At 51.1% G+C, this 18,440-nt stretch carries 14 protein-coding genes; 10 read left to right on the forward strand and 4 right to left on the reverse strand.

Annotated features, from left to right (window positions below; all coding sequences use genetic code 11):
• Window positions 1–46: 46 nt before the first annotated feature.
• Both JMI88_RS20315 and JMI88_RS20320 read right to left on the reverse strand, forming a co-directional pair.
• Entirely contained in the window at window positions 47–1,582 is a 1,536-nt protein-coding gene (locus tag JMI88_RS20315) for an AMP-binding protein (protein ID WP_201363805.1), read from the reverse strand.
• 64 nt (window positions 1,583–1,646) lie between these two features.
• Complete coding sequence (locus JMI88_RS20320; RefSeq protein WP_201363806.1) at window positions 1,647–3,068, reverse strand: MFS transporter; 1,422 nt, start codon at window positions 3,066–3,068, stop codon at window positions 1,647–1,649.
• Window positions 3,069–3,344: 276 nt separating this feature from the next.
• Between JMI88_RS20320 and JMI88_RS20325 the strand changes: the two genes are divergently transcribed.
• From JMI88_RS20325 to murQ, 10 genes are all read left to right on the forward strand, one after another.
• Window positions 3,345–4,049 (forward strand): response regulator transcription factor, encoded by a 705-nt coding sequence (locus JMI88_RS20325; RefSeq protein ID WP_201363807.1) that lies wholly within the window; start codon window positions 3,345–3,347, stop codon window positions 4,047–4,049.
• A gap of 8 nt (window positions 4,050–4,057) precedes the next feature.
• Window positions 4,058–5,605, forward strand: a complete 1,548-nt coding sequence (locus tag JMI88_RS20330) for a sensor histidine kinase (RefSeq protein ID WP_201363808.1) — start codon at window positions 4,058–4,060, stop codon at window positions 5,603–5,605.
• A gap of 250 nt (window positions 5,606–5,855) precedes the next feature.
• Entirely contained in the window at window positions 5,856–7,067 is a 1,212-nt protein-coding gene (locus tag JMI88_RS20335) for an acyltransferase (RefSeq protein WP_201363809.1), read from the forward strand.
• Between the two features lie 614 nt (window positions 7,068–7,681).
• Window positions 7,682–8,992 carry an ABC transporter substrate-binding protein gene (locus JMI88_RS20340; protein WP_201363810.1) on the forward strand — a complete coding sequence of 437 codons (1,311 nt, stop codon included), beginning with the start codon at window positions 7,682–7,684 and terminating at the stop codon, window positions 8,990–8,992.
• Between the two features lie 131 nt (window positions 8,993–9,123).
• The gene (locus JMI88_RS20345; RefSeq protein WP_201363811.1) at window positions 9,124–10,071 is read left to right on the forward strand and encodes a carbohydrate ABC transporter permease; all 948 of its coding nucleotides are present in this window, start codon (window positions 9,124–9,126) and stop codon (window positions 10,069–10,071) included.
• A 3-nt stretch (window positions 10,072–10,074) separates the two neighbouring features.
• Window positions 10,075–10,935 (forward strand): carbohydrate ABC transporter permease, encoded by an 861-nt coding sequence (locus JMI88_RS20350; protein WP_201363812.1) that lies wholly within the window; start codon window positions 10,075–10,077, stop codon window positions 10,933–10,935.
• A gap of 2 nt (window positions 10,936–10,937) precedes the next feature.
• Entirely contained in the window at window positions 10,938–12,119 is a 1,182-nt protein-coding gene (locus tag JMI88_RS20355) for an exo-beta-N-acetylmuramidase NamZ family protein (RefSeq protein ID WP_201363813.1), read from the forward strand.
• Between the two features lies 1 nt (window position 12,120).
• Window positions 12,121–13,380: an anhydro-N-acetylmuramic acid kinase gene (locus tag JMI88_RS20360; protein ID WP_201363814.1), complete on the forward strand. Its 1,260-nt coding sequence runs from the start codon at window positions 12,121–12,123 to the stop codon at window positions 13,378–13,380.
• An 85-nt stretch (window positions 13,381–13,465) separates the two neighbouring features.
• Window positions 13,466–14,212, forward strand: a complete 747-nt coding sequence (locus tag JMI88_RS20365) for a GntR family transcriptional regulator (RefSeq protein WP_201363815.1) — start codon at window positions 13,466–13,468, stop codon at window positions 14,210–14,212.
• Between the two features lie 87 nt (window positions 14,213–14,299).
• The gene (gene murQ, locus JMI88_RS20370; RefSeq protein ID WP_201363816.1) at window positions 14,300–15,235 is read left to right on the forward strand and encodes an N-acetylmuramic acid 6-phosphate etherase; all 936 of its coding nucleotides are present in this window, start codon (window positions 14,300–14,302) and stop codon (window positions 15,233–15,235) included.
• A 56-nt stretch (window positions 15,236–15,291) separates the two neighbouring features.
• Here the strand turns inward: murQ and JMI88_RS20375 are convergent, their stop codons facing one another.
• Window positions 15,292–16,806, reverse strand: coding sequence for a CoA-acylating methylmalonate-semialdehyde dehydrogenase (locus JMI88_RS20375; RefSeq protein WP_201363817.1), 1,515 nt, complete (start codon window positions 16,804–16,806; stop codon window positions 15,292–15,294).
• A 37-nt stretch (window positions 16,807–16,843) separates the two neighbouring features.
• Window positions 16,844–18,064: an aspartate aminotransferase family protein gene (locus tag JMI88_RS20380; RefSeq protein WP_201363818.1), complete on the reverse strand. Its 1,221-nt coding sequence runs from the start codon at window positions 18,062–18,064 to the stop codon at window positions 16,844–16,846.
• Window positions 18,065–18,440: the final 376 nt, after the last annotated feature.

The following is an 18,440-nucleotide window of genomic DNA, read 5'->3' on the forward strand; positions in this document are numbered from 1 at the left end:
CCTGGCTTTTCACACAAAGAAATTAATCCCATGCCTTTCAATGGGATTATGATTGGCGCTCTCTGTCCTGCAACAATTTACGCTCTACCTTTCCGGTCGCGTTGCGCGGCAGAGCATCCAGGCTCATGAAATCAATGGGAACTTTATAGGCGCTCAAATACCTCCGAGCATGAGCAAGCAGACTTTGTTTTACGCCCTCATTCCACTCCTCACGCACCACGATATATGCAACAACCTGTTCGCCATAAAGTGGATCAGGGCGTCCTACCACGGCGGCTTCCTGTACAGCAGGATGCTGTAACAGCACTTCTTCAATCTCACGTGGCGCGATATTCTCTCCACCTCGGTTGATTACCTCACGCAAACGACCAGTGATAAAAAGATACCCATCAGCATCCAGGTACCCTAGATCGCCACTGCGAAACCAACCGTGCTGAAATGAATCCTGGCCCGCATTATTTTGATAGGCTGTAATTACAGCAGGGCCAGCAATACAAATTTCGCCTATCTCTCCAGGGATCACATCTGTCAAAGCATCTTCTCCATTTTGTCGCGGAACACAGATGCGCAATTGAACTCCCACTGGCAGGCCCGCTGAACCAGCTTTATGCTTACCAGGAGGGACAGGGTTGGCAACAACCTGACTGGCAGCTTCCGACAAACCATAGGTTTCAATCACAGGAATACCAAAACGCGCTTCGAATGCTCGCAGATCACTAGCAGGCAAAGGAGCAGAGCCGGTACGAACAAAGCGTAGTGTGCCCGGCAAAAAATCTGGTTGTTCAGTTGAAAGCAACATGGCAACAATCGTTGGCACTAAACTGGCCCATGTCACTTGATAGCGCTCAACCCAGGACCAGAATTGACTTCGACTGAAATGGCGAGCAATGACGACCGCGCTCCCGGCCAGAATAGATGAGCATAGGCTTACGACTGGAGCGTTAACGTGAAAAAAAGGCAGCACTGTTAGACCGCGATCCTGTGTGGTCAGGCCATGACTACGGCGCACCTGCTCAGCCGTCCAGGCCAGTTGCCGCTCACGCAGAACGACACCTTTGGGTTCACCGGTGGTGCCAGAAGTCGTTAAACAGACGTGACCTTCGCGCTGCATCAAACTACAACCAACAATGCTGCTGGCCACGGGATCAATTAAGGCCTCACACGTGTGCAGCGTCACTATCACGGTCGTCTCAAGGAGAGAGAAATGGCAAGCATCCTCTCTCTGTTCAACAAAGAGCACATCTGGCTGATAGGTATCGACAACGCGACGCTTTTCGTGTTCTGAAGCAGTCGGAGAGATAGGAACTAAACGATGCCCTCCACTTAACGCGCTAATCCAAATTACAGCATTGATCATACCACCTGGCAAAGACAGGACCAGCGTCTGGGGCACATCACCCAGAAAAAGCCTCATCGCGTTGACAGCAACTAGCATTTGCCGATAGGTCAATGTACGTCCGCTCTCAACCTCTACCAGGCAACTTGCAGCGGGCTGAAGTTCTGCCCACCGGACCAGGCTACGATAGAGAGAACCAGGAGCTATTTGTAGTTTTTGCGATAAATTTTCGTGTATGTTTAGCATAATCGTTCTTTTCCTCCGCAACCCCTTGCTCTGAATAGGAGCAACTGAATGCGATCAAAAAGCATCAAAAAGTGTGTGAATCACTTATAGACTGCTGTAATATGCTGGAATCCGCAACGTTGGCAGCCTTCTCCAACACCTCACCCCGGGTTTCGGTACCCAACCAGGACACCACGCACACGCCAATCACCGCAATCACCGCCACAAATACATATGAGCCAGCTACATCAAAACTAGCCAGCAGAAAAGCCATAATAAATGGGGCCAGCACGCCACCAAAGAGGCGCCCTACTCCTTCAAAAACACCTATACCCAGCTCACGCATATGCGTTGGATACTGCTCCGCGCCATAAATTTTGATTACCGGATCAACACCAATACCGAAGAAAGACAACACACAGCCACAAGAGAGCGCCAGCGCTCCATTATGGGCAAAGCCAAAGAAGAGCGCACTCACTGCCGCAATCGAAGTGAAACTAATCAGGGTAAACTTGCGCCCAAAGCGTTCAATAGCGTATGCTGCGGCATATTTGCCAGGAATCGAAGCTACCACAATAATCGTGGTCAGCAAGAAAGCATTGCTAATGCCATAGCCTTCTTTTAGCAATACAGTCGGGGTATAGGTCTGGATCGCATAAAAGATAAACAGAATACAGGCAAACGATATACACATCATCATTGTTCGCTTAAAATAAGCGCGGGAAAAGATGCCCAACGATACCTTGGACGTTGTAGATGCTGGCTGCCCTCCACTGTTTTCAGGAGGTGGTAGGAGCAAGCCGGTGCGGCTCTCTATTTGTTGTTCCAGCTGGCTTACAATCCAATTTGCTTCTTCGGCCCGTCCCTTGACAGTCAGCCAGCGTGGAGATTCTGGCATCCATTTTACAAGCACCGGAACATACAACAATGGCAAACCTCCAATGTAGAACAGCACTCGCCATCCCCACTGCTCAGGCAACTGGGGTATTAACAGAAGAGCTAATAGTGGGGCAAGAAAGTAGCCAAAGGAGAGAAATGAGTCCAGCACAGAGGTCATAGAGCCCCGAATGCGTTTAGAGGTCAATTCGGCCGCCATGGCATAGGGTATGGGGAATACAGCCCCCATACCCAATCCCGCGATCAAGCGGCAAACGATAAGTAAAGGGATGGTGGGAGCCAATCCGCAAATCAAAGAAAAAAAAGCGTACCAGGCTGTTCCTATTACTAATATCTTCTTACGTCCAATACGATCAGCTAACCAGCCAGCAGGAATAATCGCTAACACAATACCCAGTGTAGAGACCGTCGCTAACATGCCGACTGTGAAGCTATTCAGTTGATACTGTTTTTCTAATAGTGGCAGGACATTGCCCATAATGCCAATATCGTATGATTCAATCAGCCAGGCAATACCAGCCAGCAGCATAATACGCCATGTTTCTCGACTCAAAGGCAGCCGATCAATCCGTTCCGGGATTGCATATTCTATGTGTGTGGTGGTAGACAATCTCTGATCTCCTTTGTCTATGAACAACGTTAAACAGCGTTTATGTATGTTCATCTTGTCAGAGATTGCTGAAAATCAAAGCATACATGACTGAACATTCGCTGAATCTGGCAGACGTGCTGAATTCAGCAAATATTCAGCAATCATTGCTATAGCTTAAAGGAGAAGGAAAAAGCTTGCTAATTTAAACAGGATGACATATAGTGATGCACATGAACATATTGATATCCAGCAAACATAAGCCATCCTATTACGTTTTGAGAAATTGTAAACATTATGATTGCTACCACAGATAAAGATACGACAGGCAACAAACAACCAACCATTTTGATCGTAGATGATGAACCACAGATCGTTGATTTTCTTCAGATTGGGTTTACTTATGAGGGCTACAATGTGGTGATAGCTACCAGTGGACCAGAAGCTATCGAGGCTACCAAAACCCATCTGCCAGATCTGGTTATTCTTGATATTATGCTGCCAGGCTTTGATGGGCTGGAAGTCACACGCCAGTTGAGGAAGGCTCATGATGTCGCCATTATTATGTTGACAGCCAGGGAAAGCCTGAATGACCTGGTCGCTGGCCTGGAGATCGGCGCGGATGACTATATGACCAAACCCTTTGCCTTTAAAGAGCTGATTGCCAGGGTCAGAGCGGTGATGCGACGTCATGGCAACCATTTCGTGGATGCGCTCACCTTTCACGATATCACCCTCGATCGCACAGCCCACATTGTTACCTATCAGCAGCAGACAATAGATCTGACTCCGCGCGAATTCGAGCTGTTGGAGCTCTTCCTTATGCACCCGCGCCAGGTGTTGACGCGCGAAATCATTCTGGCGCGCATATGGGGCTACGATTATATGGGTGATGACAATATCATTGAGGTCTATATACGCCATCTACGCGAGAAACTGAACGATAATCCGCCACGTCTACTCCAAACAGTACGTGGCATTGGCTATACATTGCGGGGATAAATAGCGTAATGGGTAAGAGCAAACAACGATGGCGCTACATTGCCAATCAAATTTCTATCCGCTGGCGTCTCGCTCTGGTCTCTCTGGGCTTACTTACACTGCTCTTAAGCGCCCTGGGCACCATTATCCTCTTCACAGCCGAACAGGCTTTATATAGCAACGAAGGTACTTCGTTGCGCTATGAAGCACGCCTGGCCGTAAATAGTCTGAAAAGTCACCCTTTACGACTGGTAGATGCCCCCGGTCCACCACCTGGTATGCTCAATCCAATCACCAGCGTTCCACTCAAGATACTGGCACAAAAAATTGCCAGCACCAATGACGAAGCGACAATCCTGGCGCCCGATGGAGCCATTATCGCAACCGGTTCCAATGCTCCTTTTACCCCTTCTACTGTCGTACTCTCGCTAACACAGATCAAACAAACGTTGCAAAATGATCAACAGGGCACAAGCTACTTGATTCAAAAAGACGTTCAGGGAAAACGTCAAATCGTCGTACTCCTGCCCCTGGAACAGAACGGGCAAACCGTAGCGGTCTTGCAGATCAGTCGACCAATCGAATCTATCGATAATTTTATGACCACACTGCGCTTGATTTTACTGTTGGGAACAATTGGCGCTCTAGGCATAGCCACGGCTCTTACTTTTCCCTTGATCAGTGTAGCACTACATCCACTGGTAGAAATGGAACGTAGCAGCCGCGACATTGCCAACGGAGCCCTCTGGCTACGTTTGAATACTGAATTGCCCAATGATGAAATTGGCGTGCTGGCTCGCTCATTCAACAGCATGGTCGCTCAGCTTGAAACAGCCTTTCAACAGCAAAAGCGCTTTGTTGCTGATGTCTCACATGAATTACGTACGCCTCTGACAGCACTTAATGGCAGTTTGGAGATGCTTCTGCTTGGGGCCGATAAGGGCGATCCAGAAACCACACGCCGCCTGACAAAGGGTATGTACGCCGAGGTGCAGCGCATGCACAGGCTGGTCGAAGATTTGCTGGCGCTAACACGTCTGGATGAAAATAAGCTCCAGTTGCGCCAGAAAGCGGTTGACATTCAAAAGCTAATGCACACCCTCTATGATCAGGCCCGACAGCTAGCGCATGGACAATACATTACGCGTACCATCGCTGCCGATATTTTCCCAGCTCGGGCCGATGCGGATAAACTGCAGCAAACGCTCTTGAATATTATTGATAATGCATTGAAATTTACACCCTCCACAGGACAGGTTAAAATCGTCGCTTATAATGAAGAACCTGATACAGTAATCATCGAAATTCATGATACTGGCAAAGGCATCCCTTCTGATGCGTTGCCACATATCTTTGATCGCTTCTACCGCGCTGATACTGCCCGTAGTCGTTCTTCACAGCAGGTCGGCGGTAATGGTTTGGGCCTGGCGATTGCCAAAGAGCTTATTGAAGCCCAGGGCGGTAATATTATCGTTCAAAGCCAGCTAGATAAAGGCACAACGGTCACAATACGTTTGCCCTCAGCTACTCAACTACAACACCAAAACACACCACCGCTGGTCAACTCGTTACCATGAACGCTCCTGCACTCAACATATACTAAACCAGGTAAGCAGTAATTTGAAACAGCGCAGGTTGCTGCTTGCCTGTTTTCCTGGCTCGCTATTCAGCAATTCTTCAGCCTTACACAGCCCTTTCTTCAGGCTGCTATGTCAGGATTCAACATAGCCAGATCCATATTCCCTGGCCATAGCTTGATCATGGTTAAGCAGAGCAGCCGGGAACACAAACGCCTATAAAGAAAAACAAATTGTTGAGGTTTATATTATGAGCCAGGAGAAAAACACGCGACGCCCATATATCTATGAGTTAGACCTGTTACGAGTCATCACCATGCTGACAGTGATAGCGGTCCACATTACCGCATTGTCAGCTTATATCAACACTACCACGACTGGATTACAAATACAAAACGCATTGGTCAATCTGTTACATGCCAATCGCGCGATCTTTATGTTCATCACAGCCTTTGCTCTGATCTATGTGTATTACGGCAAATCGTTACAGGTTACCCAATTCTGGAAAAAACGTAGCCTGGGCATCTTACTCCCCTATGTATCCTGGAGTATTCTTTACGAAGTCTTCAAAATGCCACACGATGTTCCCTGGCCCATTTTCTTCCGTGTCCTGGCCGTCAATACTCTGACGGGACAGGCTTCATTTCAGCTGTACTTTATCTTGATTAGCATCCAGTTCTACATCATCTTTCCATTCTTCCTGGCATTCATGAAGAAGGTTGCTCGGCATCCCTGGACTGTGTTGCTTATTAGCTTTGCATTGGAAGTCGCATTCCTCTATACGGACTACCATACTATCCAGATGGGACGTGTACCGCTGGTTGGCTTCTGGCACTATTATGCGCGTTACTCAGAGCGCTGTATCCTGAGCTATCAATTCTATTTTGTGCTGGGTGGCATCACGGCCATTTATCTCCCCCAGGTGCGTGCATTTCTGCTACGGCATGGAAGATTGGTTGTTAGCTGTGCTGTTATTGCTGTCGCTGCCTTTACTCTGCATTATATTGTGCAGGTTCGTGTCTACCAGGAGCCAATCGCTCATGCAACAGCCGTTACACAGCCAATGATTGCTATTTATAGCCCCTGTATCATCTTCTTTTTATTCTGGCTTGCCAGCCACTGGTCCTTAAATGCCAGTCAACAACATCCACCACGAGGCTATAAGTTCTGGCATATGCTCTCAGATACATCCTTTGGTGTCTATCTGTGCCATGCGTTCGTGCTTACGATCGCCCTCACATGGTTGATACCAGAGCTGCCCACCAGCTGGCCGGTCGCCCTGCGCGTCCTACTGGCCTGGCTTTTTACCGCCAGTATCTCTGTTACCTTCTGCGTTGTGCTCTTAAGAATACCTGTCTTAAGTCGCTTAATCGGACGTGAAGTGCCAAAAAAATCAAAATCCTTATCAGCTCACAATACATTGGTAGAGCCCAACCGCGATGTGGTAAAAGCAGGAGCCTGACAAACGCCTCCAATCCAACCACCCAAAGCCTGTTACTCGTGCGCATCAGCAACAGGCTTTTTTATCTATTCTTTCCAGCGAGCAAATATATAGCTCATCAGCATGGTCGTCGTTCTATTTGCTATACGCTAATATTCTCTGAAATAGATATAGAGTGATATTTACTTCACAACTAGAGAAAATTGCCATAACTGTCTCGCGATCTTTGATAAATTATTTTTAATCGGGGAAAGATTTTCGCTTGACAGTGTACGGAAAGTATGGCATAGTGTGATAAATCTATCTGTTGGTCTATACAACTTAACGACTAGAACACTTAGGATGCGAAGATAGAAAGGAACCATCAATCAATGAAGAGGATGCGGCACTGTCTTCAACAATTATTTCATCTTTTTCTCATGGGTCCTCCACATTTACAACATAGCACTCAAATTGGGAAGGATACGTCCAAAAAACTGACCTTTCAAGCATAGATGGTTTGATATGTTGCTATTTTCCACGCAGGACAGCGGCACTCCTTTCTCGTTTTACGCATCGAACCAGTCTAAGTATGACCATAGCAGAGAATATTTTTTTGCGATTCCCGATCTTTATATCATCGAGGAGACACCAGCATGAGTTCTATAACACGACGACAATTCATGATCGACGGCGGCAAAGTTGCAGTTGGTACCAGCGCACTGGCAGCGCTACTGGCGGCATGTGGAGGAGGTTCTTCCGGTTCATCTACTCCACAGGCGCAAACCTTACGATACTGGGCCCTGGGATACCAACCCAACGGCGCCAATGCAACTGGCAAGTTGACTGATGCCGCGGTTAAGGCTTACATGAAGAGTCATGCCAACATAACGGTCAAGGTTACAGGCTATACCGGAGACAATGCTGGCTTTACCAAAGTCACGCAGGCTGTCAATGGTGGTTCATCGGTGGATGTCTTCCGCATTCCATCCGACAATCTTCCTCTTCTCGTCAAGCAGGGGTCGGTGCAACCGATTGACGATTATCTGACCGCCGACGACAAGGCCGATATCTATCCGAACCTACTCGATGCCGTTAAAGTTAATGGCAAGGCCTATGCCTGGCCGCTCTGGGTCCCTCCCGTTGGTATGTATTTGAACCTGGATATCTTTAAAGAGCGGGGCGTTCCTGTACCAGCAGATGATTGGACCTATGAGCAATTTGTGGAGATCGCGCAGAAGCTGACATTCACGCGCGCCAATGGTCAGAAGGTCTATGGCTTTACCGGCGTGATCGATCCCGGCGTGGTCAATACCTGGCCGATCATCATGGGCGATGGTGGTGTACCCCTGACGCCGGATAATAAGAAGTATGCCTTTGATTCTCCCGAGGCTATCAGCGGGCTGCAGAAGTTGGCCGACCTGGCACTGAAATATAAAGTGACTCCGCCCGACTTCGGCACACAGTCACCCGATGATATCGGTACCGGCTTTAGCCAGCACAAAAATTATGCCATGTATTGCGCTCCTAGTGGCGACTCAAGCGGCTATGCGTCGATGAACATGAACTTTACCGTCAAACCTATGCCGATTGGGAAATTGGGCAAACATCTCACCACAGGCGGCATTGGTCTGATCGCTGTCGCGAAATCTAGCAATAGCGATAGAATCAAGGCTGCCATGAATATGGCGAGCTATCTCACAGGTAGCCAGGTCGCCAAGGATGTGCCCAAGTACTACCTGGCTCCGGGTGCGCGCAAGTCGATCACGGTAACCGACCCAATTAATAAGTTTACGCCCTTTGTGTCGTATACCTATCTGATGCCGCTGATCGCGGAATGGACACAAATTCGTACGCTGATGCATACCCATATCCAGAATGCGGTATTAGGTAAAGAGACGCCAGAGCAAGCCCTCAAAGCACCGGCTAATGAGATCAACTCAATTCTCTCTGATAGCCAGTCCTAGTACCTTTCTTCGTGCTTACCACACGTAGATAAATACAATCGAACCGGGGAGCGCACCATGCTCCCCGGTCCTGCTTTTCCATCACTGCTGTTTTGAAGCCAGCATTTTCAGTCCTTATGAGGAGGATGGTCATGTCAGACCTACAAGTAGAGGAGGCAGCTGAAACGCGCTCTGTCTACCGACCCAAAAACAACAAGTTTAAGCGCTTTATCAAGGACCATGGCTGGAGTTACGCTTTCGTGATTCCCAGTATGCTCACCTTTACTATTTTTACTCTCATTCCAGTTGTCTGGGCCCTGATTATCTCTTTTCAGCAAGGCGATATTGTTTCAAGTAATGAATGGGTTGGCTTCAGAAACTACCTGCGGGCCTTTACAACCGATAGCGGGGTCTTTGTCAGGGCCATAGAAAATACCCTGTACTATACAATCATTACCGTTATTGCCAATATCTTTATTGCCCTGATCCTGTCGGCCTTGATTCAAGGCAGGCATAAACATGTGAAGACGTTCTTCCTGGCAGCCTTCTATCTGCCGGCTGTCACCAGTTCGGTGATTGTGGCGATCGTCTGGAAGTTTATTTATAATTCAGAATATGGTTTCCTGAACTATTTGCTCAGCCTGTTCCACATCGCACCGATGCGCTGGCTCTCCGATCCTGCCCTGGTGCTCAATAGCATTACGCTTTCGACGATCCTGACCGTTCCGGCGACGGGCGTGGTACTCTTTAACGCGGCTATGGGCAGCATCCCACCTGAATACTACGAGGCGGCACAGCTCGATGGCGCGGGTCCTATCATGCGCTGGTGGCATATTACGCTGCCGCTGATCAAGTCTACGACGCTCTATGTAGTGGTACTCTACACCATTGCCAGTTTCCAGGTGTTCGAGAAGGTATTTATCCTGGTCCCCAGTGGGGTAAGCAATAACACGCAGTTTATCCTGACGCAAATCTACCAGAACGCCTTCCAGCAGTTCCAGTACGGCATTGCCTCCGCACAGGCCTTTATCTTGTTCTTAATGATTGCCGCGGTAACCATTGTACAGTTCCGCTTTTTGAGAAGCGATGTGGAGTATTAAACTATGGCACAATCTACCGTAAAAGCCAGCCGCACCACCAGGCCACTCAAGTGGACCACTATCGGAGCCTGGGCAATTCTGATTCTGGCCGCTGTGATCGCGCTGTGGCCAATGTACTGGCTCTTTGTCACCGCGATCACACCTACAACCTATGCGATTAAGACGCCACCAGATCTCATTCCTGTGCATGCCAGCCTGTCGAATTTTCAACGCCTGCTTTCCGATGCCAGCGATTATTGGTCCTGGGGAAAAAATAGTATCGTCATCGCGCTCACCATCACCGTCTTCCACATTTTTTTTGATACACTGGCCGGTTATGCCTTCGCGAAAAAGAGATTCCCGGGACGCGACATCCTGTTCTGGATTCTGGTCGCGACGATGATGATCCCTTCCTATGTGACCTTCATTCCGCTCTACGTAGAGACGCGTAACCTGGGCTTGCTGGACACTCTGCTGGCCGTGATTCTTCCGGGCCTGGCAGGCGTCTTTGGGATCTTTCTGATGCGTCAGTATATTCAGACGCTACCCACCGAGTTGCTGGAGGCCGCACGCATGGATGGCTGTGGCGAGCTACGCGTCTTCTGGCATGTGATCCTACCGCTCTCTAAACCAGCCATAGGAGCCCTGGCCATTATGGTCTTTGTGCAGCACTGGAACGACTTCTTCTGGCCCCTGGTGGTTCTGCAGTCCAGCGGCAACTATACGTTACCAGTGGGCGTCGCCGGCTTACAGGGTGAGTTTACAACCGACTACGGTATCATCTTCGCCGGAGCCGCGCTGGCCGCATTGCCAATGATTATCTTTTTCATGATATTCCAACGCAACTTCTTGAGTGGAGTTCGCATGGGAGCTATTAAGGGGTAGCAGTGAGACAGACACGGGCACATGTACAGACCGGGCTGGAAGTATTTCTGGCAACCGATATACCACAATTAACTGGCAAACGCGCCGGGCTGCTGACAAATGCAACTGGCAGCGATCGGCGGTTTTGCAGCGCGGTGGATCTGCTGCAGGCACATGGTCAGCTAGAGCTGTGTGCCTTGTTTGGACCTGAGCATGGTATTCGTGGGGATGTGCAGGCAGGCGTCAAAGTCGCGGGGCAGGTTGATCGGCGTACAGGGCTGCCAATGTATAGCCTGTATGGAGAGACGCGTCGGCCAGATCCAGAGATGCTGTCCGGCCTGGATGTCCTCATCTACGATATGCAAGATCTGGGTGCGCGCTACTCCACCTATATCGCCACGCTGCAATATGCCCAGCAGGCAGCGGCGCAGGCGGGACTGACCTTTGTAATCTTCGATCGCCCCAATCCATTGGGAGGCAAACGGGTTGCGGGCAATATACTTGAGAACACCTTCAATTCGTTTGTGGGCTGCCATCCGCTGCCGATTCAGCATGGAATGACGAGCGGCGAGCTCGGTCGTCTGTTTGCGGCTGAATACGGCTGGCCCGAACCGCTGGTGATCCCTCTGCGTGGCTGGCGACGCGCGCTGCGCTTTGACGAGACAGATCTCCCCTGGGTGCAGCCCACGCCTAATCTGCCGACACTGGATTCAATCAGTCTGTATCCGGGTACCTGCCTGGTTGAAGGCACGGCCTGCTCCGAGGGTCGGGGAACGACACGCCCCTTTGAGTTGATCGGGGCGCCTGGTCTCGATCCATTCGCACTGGCGGAGGTGCTAGAAAAGTATCAATTGCCAGGCGTTGCCTTCCGTCCAGCCTACTTTACACCGACCTTTTCCAAGCATGCGCAGCAGATATGTGGCGGCGTGCAGGTACATATAGTGGAGCCAGATCAGTTGCGGCCGGTTGAACTGGGGATATGCCTGCTCTATGCGCTGCATAAGCTCTCTCCGGCTCCCTTCAACTGGACCAGTGGTGTGGAGGGGAAACTCTCTATTGATCTCCTGTATGGCAGCGATGCCTTGCGACTGGCGCTAGACTCTGGCGCGGAGGTCGCGGAAATACTCGCGACCTGGGAACCAGCATTAACAGCCTTTAAAGAGCGGCGACGTCCATTCCTGCTCTATGGCGAAGAGGAGGAATAGTATGTATGTCCTTGGCATGAACTCGGGAACCTCTGTGGATGGTATCAATCTGGCCCTGTGTGAGTTTTTACCGGGTCCCCAGGCCCAAACCCTGTCTTTCCGTCTGCTCGCCCAGAGAGAATATCCCCATGCCGCACCACTGCGACAACAGGTGCTCAATCTGTGCCACACCAAACATGGCGCACTGGATGAATTGACTGAACTGAATTTTCAGCTGGGGGATGCCTTTGCCAGCGCCTGCCTTACCTTTCTGGCCGAGAAAGGGTTGCAACGCCAGGAGGTAGATCTGATAGCGTCACATGGTCAAACGCTCTATCACCTGGTAGAAGCTGGACGTACACTGTCAACCTTGCAAATGGGCGAGCCGGCTGTCATTGCTCAACGCACCGGGATTACCACGGTCGCCGATTTTCGTGTGGCAGATATGGCGGCCGGTGGTCAAGGTGCTCCACTGGTCTCTTTCTTTGATGCGCTCCTCTTCGCAGATGGTGTGAAGACGCTGGCGCTGCAAAACATTGGTGGGATCGGCAATGTAACGATACTTCCCGCAGACCAGGGAATTACAGGTGCCAGCGCCTTTGATACCGGCCCGGGCAATGTCTGGATTGATTATGGCGCGCGCTATTTTTCACAGGGCCGGGAGACCTTTGATCGCGATGGGCAGATGGCACGTTCAGGTCAGGTCGATCAGACCCTGGTAGCTGAGGTATTGGCCCATCCATATTTTCAGCAAGCTCCACCCAAGACAACAGGCCGCGAGCTGTTTGGGGACGCCTTTGCCCATGCTCTGATCGATCAAGCCGCAAACCGCCAGCTCACGCCCGCAGATACCATGGCTACCCTGACCGCCATTACCGCAGAGAGTATCGCCCTGGCCTATCGACGTTTTGGTCCAGCACATATTGACGAAGTTATCGTCAGCGGTGGCGGTAGCTACAATCCGGTCCTGATGGCACAAATACAGAGGCTTCTTCCCACCAGCCAGGTCAAGGCCCTTGAGAGTTACGGATTGACTGCCAGCGTGAAAGAAGCCGTTACCTTTGCCTTACTTGGTCATGAAACTGTCTATGGGCGGGCAGCCAATCTCCCACAATGTACAGGAGCGCGCACCGCTACAATTCTAGGAAAAATCATTCCCGGCTCTAACTATGCTGCTATTGTGCGGCGGCTGGCCAACGATAACCAGACGATGCTTGCTCAAACCGGCCAACCACCTCAGCTTACCCGGCTGTATTTCCTCCCACCATCAGAAAAGAGTTAACGGCAAACATCTACCATCCGAACGTGCAGGAGAAACATACCAGTAAACAGAGATAACAGCAATAGAGAAGAGATAGGACAAAGATATGAGTACTATTTATCGGAAAGGGCCGCTTCCTCGCTACTATCAGTTGAAAGAGATTATGCGTGAGAAGATCAGCAATCGCGATTGGCAGCCCGGGCAACTGATTCCGTCAGAACGCGAGCTGAGCGAGCAGTATGGCATGAGCCGCATGACGGCGCGCCAGGCAATCACTGAGCTGGTGAACGAAGGACTGTTTTACCGGGAACAGGGCAAGGGTACGTTTGTCAGTCGCCATAAGATCACGCAACAGCTCCTGCACCTGACCGGGTTTACAGAAGATATTCGCGCTCGTGGTCAACGGCCTTCGACCAAAGTTCTTTCGATGAGTATGAGTCCGGCCGATGAGAAGACAGCAGATTATCTGCGCATCAAGCCTGGACAGCTCGTTTTTACGCTGCAACGTCTGCGACTGGCCGATGATGAGCCGCTGGCGATCGAGGTCTCGCACCTGAATTTTATTGGCTGTGAAAAATTGCTGGAAGAAGATCTGGAACAACACTCCCTTTATCAATTATTGGAAACCAGGTACGGCATGATTCTGATCGAAGCCGAACAGGAGTTAGAAGCCGGATTGATTAGCAGCAAGGAGTCAGAAAAACTTAAAGTGCCCATAGGCAGTCCCGCTCTTTATACCCGGCGTACAGCCTATATTGAGCGCAACCAGCCAATTGAGTATGCCAGGTCCATCTATTGTGGACGTAAATATGTTTTCTATACCAGTTTGAAACGTGAGCAGCTCTTCTCCTAGCATTCATACGGCCCTCCTGCATCCGACCCGATGGCAATACAATATAAAAAAACACGAACAGCTACTTTATCCCAGGAGTATTCTCTTATGACACAACAGCCAGCCCACGCCGAGCGCTCCCTAAGCGCGTTGGAAACCGAACAGACGAATCCGGCTACCAGCAATATCGACCTGATGTCCCCGCTAGAGATTGCACAGGTTATGAATAATGAAGATGCCAGGGTTGCTCTGGCCATCCAGCCGGAGTTGCCCAAAATCGCGCAAGCCATGGAGGGCATCGCCAGCCGCATGCGTCAGGGCGGCCGCTTAATCTATATAGGGGCAGGCACTTCCGGGCGCCTGGGCGTTCTGGATGCCTCGGAGTGTCCCCCAACCTTCAATAGCTCACCGGAACAGGTAGTCGGCGTGATTGCTGGCGGTGAACATGCACTCACCAACGCCATTGAGGGGGCGGAGGATGATCCGGCGGGTGGAGAAGCAGCGCTGGCCGCGTTACAGATTAACGCCAATGATAGCATAGTAGGACTGGCCGCCAGTGGCCGTACGCCCTATGTTCTGGGAGCAGTAGTGTATGCGCGCTCACTGGGAGCATTGACGATCGGGATCGCTTGCAGCAGCCGTACTCCTTTGGAGCAGGCCGTTGAGATTATGATTGCACCCATTGTAGGCCCCGAAGTCATCAGTGGCTCCACACGACTCAAAGCGGGCTCGGCCCAAAAGATGGTGCTCAACATGCTCAGCACCGGCGCGATGATCCTGCTGGGCAAAACCTATGGCAACCTGATGGTCGATGTACGGGCAACCAATTATAAGCTGGTACGGCGCGCCATTAAAATTGTGCAATTAGCTACTGGATGCGAGCAGGAAAAGGCGGCATCTTTGCTTGACCAGGCCGCAGGCGAGACCAAGGTGGCCATTATCATGGGCCTGACCAATGTGAGTCCCGAGGTTGCACGCGCACAGTTGGCCTCCCATGGGCAGATTCTCCGTGCCACCCTCGATGACAACCATCCATCAGACTGAACGACGGCGGCACTCAGGATAGGATATGCCTTCCTGAGTGCTGCTGTCCAGACAGCTTAGCGCCCGATACCAGTGATTGATTGCTGACCATCGCCCGGCGTCCAGCGCGTAATCACAACTTTGCTCTCTGTAAAGAAACGCACGGCGTCACGTCCCTGGGGATGCAAATTGCCAAAGAAGGAGCTTTTGGCGCCGCTGAAAGGGAAATAGGAGACAGGAGCCGCGACTCCAACGTTGATACCGATGTTGCCCGTCTCGACGCGATAGCGAAATTCGCGGGCGGCAAATCCACTCTGGGTAAAGATAGACGCAGCATTGCCATACTCTTTAGCATTGATCAGCTCGATCGCCTCGGCTAAACTGGCCACCGGCACCAGGCCAATCACCGGCCCAAAGATTTCCTCTTGATAAACGCTCATCTCTGGCTTCACATTATCCAGAACAGTGGGTCCCAAAAAGTAGCCCTGGGGATGATCAGGGATATGAACCTGGCGGCCATCCAGCACTGCCTCGGCCCCTTCTTCAATCCCTCGGGTAATAGCGGAGGCGATACGATCGCGCGCGGCGGCTGAAACAACCGGGCCCATATCGATACCTTTGTCCAGGCCATTGCCAATACGCAGGCGAGAGGCCGCTTCGACGATCCGCGAGCGAACCGCCTCGTGGGCACTACCGACTGTCAGAATAAGCGAGTTCGCCAGGCAGCGCTGACCAGCCGCCCCAAAGCAAGAGTTCATAATTGTGCCCAGGTACATATCCAGATCAGCGTCGGGCATCACGACAATCGCATTCTTCGCGCCACCCGAGGCCTGCGCCCTCTTGCCATGCGCCGCTGCCTGCGCATACACGTATTGCGCGGTTCGCGTTGAACCGACGAATGAGATGCCTTTGATGCGAGGATGCTCAAGCAGGGCGTTCACGGCCTCTTTGCCGCCATTGACCATATTGATTACACCAGCGGGAAAACCCACCTGCTCGATGAGCTCAAAGACCCGTTTCTGGACTATCGGATCCTGTTCAGAAGGCTTGAGAATAAAAGTATTGCCACAGGCCACCGCATAGGGCCAGAACCAGAAAGCAATCATAAATGGAAAATTGAAAGGTGTGATACCTGCAAAAACACCCAGTGGCTGGTAGATGACCTCTTCATCGATACCACGGGCAGCGCCATCTTCCAGGCTATAACCCATCATTAAGGATGGGATGCCGCAGGCTGTCTCGACGTTTTCGATGCCGCGCTGGACCTCGCCACGAGCATCATCCAGCGTCTTGCCCATCTCGGTTGTAATCAGGCGAGCCAGTTCTTCGCGATGTTCATCCAGTAACTGGCGCAGTTTGAAGAAGTAGCGCGCCCGCTCCTGGGGTGGCGTCGCACGCCAGGCGGGGAAAGCCGCGCTGGCGGCCTCTACCGCCTTGTCGATATCGTGGCGGTTTCCCAATGGGACCAGAGCCAGCACCTCGTCAGTAGCGGGGTTGTGGATCTGCTGTGTCTCGCTGGCCTCTGATGAGACCCATTTACCTCCGATATAGTTATGCAGAACCTGGGCCTGCGTTGGTTGCGAAATAGTCATAAAATGGTTCACTCCTTAAACTAAGGGAAGCACAGCTTTAGCGGCAGGCTTCCAGGGCATGTTCAATGGCCTGTAGTGCATGGGATAATTGTTCTTGCGTGATAACCAGGGGTGGCTGCAGCCGCAAGACGTTGCCAAACTGACCGCCGACGCCGATCAATATGCCCGCCTCTCGGCACAGCGTGCGTACATGCACAGCCTCGGCCGCAGCCGGTTCTTTCGTCTGCCGATTCTTTACCAGTTCTATACCCAGCATCAGTCCCTGGCCACGCACGTCGCCAATCAAAGGAAAACGTTCCTGCAGTTTACGCAATGCTGGCAGGGCCCATTGCCCCATTTCAGCCGCGTGCTGGACGATACCTTCGCCTTGCAATACCTCGATATTGGCCAGGGCTGCCGCGCAAGAAACAGGATTGCCACCAAACGTACTCAGGTGCTCGCCCGGCTGGAAGCAATCAGCAATCGCCTCAGGCGCAATAAATGCGCCCAGAGGAAAACCATCGGCAATCCCTTTCGCCAGCGCCAGAATATCCGGCTCAATGCCCTCATGGTGCTCAATAGCAAACATCTTACCGGTACGCCCAAAGCCTGTTTGCACCTCATCTACCAGCAGTAAAATGCCTGCGCGCTCCAGAATCTGTTTGACGCGTCCCAGGTAGCCTTGCGGCAAAGGAATCAATCCGCCTTCTCCCATGACCGGCTCAACCACAAAGGCAGCGACATCGCCACTGGTCTGGGTGCGAATGACATCTTCAACCGCATCGGCACAGGCCAGACCGCAGCTAGAAGGCTCTAGCTTCAAAGGACAACGGTAACAGTACGGTGCCGGAGCAAATGCCACTCCTGACATATAGGGTCCGCCGCGCGTCTTGCGTGCCATGTTACCTGTCACGGACAGGGTAGCATAGGTGCGGCCATGAAAAGCCATCTGCAACGAGATGACTTCTCGCTTGCCAGTGGCCACTTTTGCCATGCGCAACGCTCCCTCGATTGCCTCAGCCCCCGAATTACAAAAAAAGGTTTTCTGCAGTGCTCCGGGGGTAATCTTTGCCAGGGTCTCAGCCAGGTCGGCAGTGGTTGGCACATAATAGATATAGCTGGCGGCGTGGATCAAACGATCAATCTGAGCCTTAGCAGCTTCAGCCACACGGGGATGCACATGGCCAGCGTTAACAACAGCAATACCGGCAAAACAATCTAAATAGGTGCGCCCGTCGGCCGCAAATATCTCAGCGCCCGCCGCACGTTCTACGACCACCGGCTCGATACTCTTTACAAAACTTGTGTTCACATAACGCTTATATTTTTCGACTGTATCCATCATAAACCTCTAGCGCTAGCAGCAACGCTTTGCACAACTACAGTATTCTGGTAATGTACCCAGTAACAAAAACCTTTGTCAATGCGAAGCCATGTGTAAATACTGTTATCAACTACTTCTTCATCACAGGATGATGTAGCCAGAACCATGTCCTACGCTATTGATATCGGTCAGACGAGATATGGAAGCAGGATTATTTCTTTTACTCTTGCCAGAACAGAGTTTTCTATGTATAAATACAGCAGCCTTTGTTTGTCTCACAAAAAACCTGTCGCTCGTATATAGCTACCACTAGAGTTACCAGGTGACTGGA

This window comes from Dictyobacter formicarum (assembly GCF_016587435.1).